Annotated in this window: 4 protein-coding genes and 1 pseudogene; 2 read left to right on the top strand and 3 right to left on the bottom strand. The window is 66.8% G+C overall.

The window, feature by feature from the left end; genetic code table 11:
* Positions 1 to 366: 366 nt before the first annotated feature.
* Positions 367 to 738: a hypothetical protein gene (locus tag ACIHCQ_RS44515; protein ID WP_399675077.1), complete on the bottom strand. Its 372-nt coding sequence runs from the start codon at positions 736 to 738 to the stop codon at positions 367 to 369.
* Between the two features lie 83 nt (positions 739 to 821).
* Here ACIHCQ_RS44515 and ACIHCQ_RS44510 point away from each other — a divergent pair, with 83 nt between their 5' ends.
* A complete protein-coding gene (locus tag ACIHCQ_RS44510; protein WP_399675074.1) occupies positions 822 to 1952 on the top strand; it encodes an NADAR family protein in 1131 nt (376 codons plus the stop codon).
* 588 nt (positions 1953 to 2540) lie between these two features.
* On the opposite strand, the gene ACIHCQ_RS44505 is transcribed toward ACIHCQ_RS44510, so the two are convergent.
* Both ACIHCQ_RS44505 and ACIHCQ_RS44500 read right to left on the bottom strand, forming a co-directional pair.
* A complete protein-coding gene (locus ACIHCQ_RS44505) occupies positions 2541 to 2738 on the bottom strand; it encodes a DUF6192 family protein (protein WP_399675071.1) in 198 nt (65 codons plus the stop codon).
* Complete coding sequence (locus tag ACIHCQ_RS44500) at positions 2668 to 3315, bottom strand: M15 family metallopeptidase (RefSeq protein WP_399675069.1); 648 nt, start codon at positions 3313 to 3315, stop codon at positions 2668 to 2670. The genes ACIHCQ_RS44505 and ACIHCQ_RS44500 overlap by 71 nt, the downstream gene beginning before the upstream one ends.
* A gap of 251 nt (positions 3316 to 3566) precedes the next feature.
* On the opposite strand from ACIHCQ_RS44500, the pseudogene ACIHCQ_RS44495 reads away from it, so the two are divergent.
* Positions 3567 to 3911 (top strand): annotated as a pseudogene (locus ACIHCQ_RS44495) (transcriptional regulator); the annotation flags it as partial.
* Between the last annotated feature and the right edge of the window lie 374 nt (positions 3912 to 4285).

The following is a 4285-nucleotide window of genomic DNA, read 5'->3' as shown; positions in this document are numbered from 1 at the left end:
CAAGGCCATCGGGCACCTCCCGGGTTGAACTGGCCGTTCACCAGGGAGATTTGCACGATGGCCTGCCCTTTGCGCAGGGAGCGGAGACCGTCACCGGATGCACGCCCCGGGCATCCGCCCGCGCACACCCGCACGGTGATCGCCTACACCATCACGCGGGACGACATCCGACCGACCACAGGCTGGCCGGCCGTCGCGACAGCCCATGCACCGTCGCTGCTCCTCCTCGGCTCGAGGTCCCGACATAAGGAGTCCATCTGTCCAACGGCACTTTCCGAACCCTGCGCTTCACCGCCCCGATCCTGTTTGTCATGGGCACCCTCAACACCTTCACCGCGCGGGAGAGCCACGATCGTGCGGCCGTGGCTACCGCGCCGCCTGTACGTCTGCGTGGCCGGGCTGCTTGCCGAGGAACTTCTGCAACGCGACTGCCGCCGTGACCGAGCAGTCCTCGCGCGTCGCTGCCCGCCCCGCCGCTGGCCTGGGCACATTCCGTGCCGTTGACGTACGCGAGCCCGTGGGGGCCCACAGCATGAGCCGCCCATCCCACCTGCGCTTGACCAGCTGCGCCGTCAGCTTGGCGATGCTGGGTGGCAGGATGACGACTTGCCGCCGTTCCTCGGCGCTGAGTTCAACCAGGGTACGGAACTCCGACTCGAGCAGACGCTGCCACCCTCCGCCCTCCCCCTCGCACCTCTGGTCCAGGAGCGGCAGCGCCACCTGGGTGTCCAGGTTCAACGGACGCTGGAGGACGAAGCGGTAGCAACCCGCAGACGAGCCTGCTTGGCCAGTTGTCCGTTCTCGGGCGGTAGCGTGCACTCATGACGTGGCGGGGACCGACGTATCGGACAGTGGACGGGCAGAGAATCGACGGGGCCTGGTGCCACGTCTGGCGGCGGAGCCGATGGGACGACAAGTACTTCCTCGACGATCTGATCGTCTTCGCGGACGGGGCAATCAGAGGCGAAGAGCGGACTGACCTGCGCGGCCTGGAGAAGCTGCTGGCCTCGGGCCGCATCGCGGCCACAGAGCCCGGGGTTTCAAAGCTGCCTGACGAGCCGTCGAAGTGGCTCTCCCGATACGGCGAACCACTGACGCCGGAGGGATTCCTTCTCGAAGTCGCCGACAAGGTCGAAGAACTCAACGGACGGCCTACGGCCGGACAGCGTTGCTGGGATGCGATCCGACGTTTCCAGCAGGATCCGAGTGAGCCCAACCGCATCTTGCTGCGAGACGCCTACCTAGCGGTTCCACCCCACTGCCGTATCTATGTCCTCGGCGATATGGACCGTCAGGACCGCCCCCTGCGGATCCTCCTGACCGACGTAGGCACCGCTGTCGATGGGGACGGCCCAGTAGCGACATCGGACATGCACAGGGAGGTCCTGGATTACTTCAACCGGGGGGACCAGGGAGTCGTACAGGAGCGGGATCGTCGCGCCGTCCAGCATGCTGACGATCCGGTCGTGGCCGGCCAAGCTGCCTTCACTTCGCATGAAACCGTCTATCCGCAGGGCTGGCCGGAGATACTCGGACCGTTCGTGCTGCGTAACGAGTTCCCAGCACCGGTGGTCTTCGCCGGGGAAACCTACCCCTCCGTACTCCACGGCTACTGGGCTCTGTCAGCGGCCGACGCTTCCAACCACGACCAGATCCGCGATGCGCCGACCGGACGGGAAGCACACGATATGGGAGGCCGGGCAAAGCGGAGAGCGGACTGGCCCAGCGTACGGCTCGCTTTGATGCGCGGTTTGCTGGAAGCGAAATTCACCCAGCACCCTGACCTCGCCGAGATCCTCCTCTCCACCGGGGACAGCGTGATCAGCTACACCGGCCTCTCGGACTCCCCCTTCTGGAGGGACGTACCCGACCGCCGGGGGCGCAACTGGATGGGCCGACTGCTTGAGCTGACCCGCTCCGAACTCGTCGCCCGACAAGCGCTCCCAAGCTGACAGCGCTCACAATGTGCGGGGTGCTCGTTCGGCCAGCCAGACAGCTTATTGGCAAGATACTTGACCTGCACGTACTCACCCTCGGCCGATATGAGGTCGTAGTCCTCCTGAACCCGTGACTCGGCGAGCCAGGCACCCCACAGAGTTGCGACCAGATGCTCGGCGAACTCGGCCAAGGGATCGCGGTTCGACTGATCGAGTCCAAGCGCTCCCAGCAGGGTCTGCCGAGCAGACCGGTAGACACCCAGGACGCTCAGGAGGCGGCCCGAACAGGAGTTCAGTTGCGGGAGCGGGCGACGAGATCGAGTGCGGCGTGGACGCCGTTGAACTGGCCAGGACGAGGTGGATCCACTCGTCTTCGGGTGGAGGGCGGCGTGCGGGGGGTCGTGGCCGCGGTCCCAGATCACCGGCGGCCATCCCTCGTCGGCCGCGACGTTGCGCAGGTGTCCATGCCGGACTGGAGCTGGCTGGCCGTCAGGTCACAGGCCGCCAACAGCCGGCGGCCAGTCAGGCCGGAGAGTCTGGCCTCCATAAACGCCAGGCGTATCAACTCGGCGTAATGGGCCGCGCGGGGCGGCCGTTTCATCGTCACTCGCCCTGCAGCAGCCGGGCGAGCGCGTCAACGACGTCGACCTGTCCGGTGTCGACGGCCGTCTCGCTCCAGTCGGCCGTCGCTTCTCTGAACCAACTTGAGCGTGGTCCCTTGGCGGCTGGCTCAGGCCCGGTGCCACGGGCCGTAGAGGGCGGCAGCTGCCCCTGTGGCCAGGGCCAAGTAGCGGTCCCCATAGGACCAGTGCCACCACTCGGTCGGGTAGTTCACCATGCCGACAGCGGTCAGGGCTTCGATCATCACAGCCCGGTTCTGCTGAGCCTGAGCGGGGAGGCCTGCGGCCTGGGTGTAGCAGGCTCCGTCGCTTTCCTCCGGGGTGGCGGCTTCGGGGCTGCCCATGTCGACCTCGATGCCGTCCGTTGTGCAGATCGTGAGGTCGACGGCAGCTCCTGAGACGTGCCCGGCCGTCTCCAGCGGGGCGACCCAGCGCGACGCGGCGGTATGGATGTGGGACTCTGACGCCTCGGGGTGAAGTCGCCGCAGCGTAGCCGCATAGTCGTTGAAGATGCTCTCCTGCAAGGCTGGAGGCCGGTAGCCCTCCACCAGCAGCCAGTGCCACCCGTGGGGCAGCAGTTCCTGAGCGCGTATCAGCCGTCGCAGCACACCGGCTCGCAGATGGGCCCAGTCGCCCGCCGTATCGGACCGCCGCTGGTCGACACGCAGCACACTGCGACAGTCCAGCAACGGCTCATCACACTCCTCCACGGGCATGGCGGCGACCGTCGGATCCGACATCAACATGATCTCGTTCATGGGCTGATAATTCCCCAGCGGTTGTCCAGCTGAGTTAAGGCCTCTGCGTCGCGAACCCCGCCTTCGTGGGTCATCGGGCAGGCTTCTGAACTTCGCTCGTGCGGGTGGCGATCTGGGCGAAGGCGGGAACCCGAGGTCGACGGCGATGGCGCGACGAACCTGCTCGGTGTCGAGCTGAGCCAGCTTGTCCTCGGTGCCGGCGAGGCTCACCTGCAACCCCTCAACCTCGCCGAGCCAGCCGTGCCCACTCGGTGGACTGCGCGCCGTGTGAGGCACCGGACGGGCACCCGCTGTTCAAGGACATGCCGCGCTTCCACCAGCGCACCCCGGCCGAAATGCTGATGGAGGAGGCGTACGACTGGGCACGTCCGCTCACCGATGACGAGTGCCTCAAGCGCTGCCTGGTCGGCATCGACGTGAACATGGCCTTCGCCGGCGGTGCGAACGGCACGATCGTCGGCCTCGGTGCGCCGACGCACGTCAAGAACCCCGTGTTCGACCCGAAACTGCCCAGCCCCTTCACACGGAAGGGCAACCGGCCCGAAGGACCGGCGTGGTACGCGATGCCGACCGTGGCCTACGCGGTGGAGCTCGGCGCTGCCCCGCTGTACGCCGCCCGTCTCTTCGACGCCAAGGACCGGGGCGCCAGCGACCAGGAGCTCCAGGAGATCGCCGCCGAAGAGCTCAAGGACGTGCACTTCCAGGACGGTTCGGCTGCCGCCGAGCCGCAGACCTGGAGGAGGTGCGTTTCACAAACATGAAGCACATCGCGTTCGGTCTGTAGGTCCCCGAGCAGCTGTGAGGGCCCGAACCGGCGGTTGTGACTCAGCACTTCATCTGGCGAGTGAGCAGTTCACCTGGCGGGGCTGAGCGCTCTAGGGCGTGTTGCGAAAGTCCCGCCTGGCCCGCGACGCCCGGCACGCACACTCGCTGCGTTGTCGGAATCACCCAAGTACGTCCAGTACGAGGA

Source organism: Streptomyces sp. NPDC052236 (genome assembly GCF_044548015.1).
GTDB lineage: Bacteria > Actinomycetota > Actinomycetes > Streptomycetales > Streptomycetaceae > Streptomyces.
This window is presented reverse-complemented; position numbering and strand designations above follow the sequence as displayed.

Coding starts and splice junctions, on each gene's coding strand:
- ACIHCQ_RS44505 (WP_399675071.1), bottom strand. CDS start 2,738: ATGGGGACCGCTACTTGGCCCTGGCCACAGGGGCAGCTGCCGCCCTCT.
- ACIHCQ_RS44510 (WP_399675074.1), top strand. CDS start 822: ATGACGTGGCGGGGACCGACGTATCGGACAGTGGACGGGCAGAGAATC.
- ACIHCQ_RS44500 (WP_399675069.1), bottom strand. CDS start 3,315: ATGAACGAGATCATGTTGATGTCGGATCCGACGGTCGCCGCCATGCCC.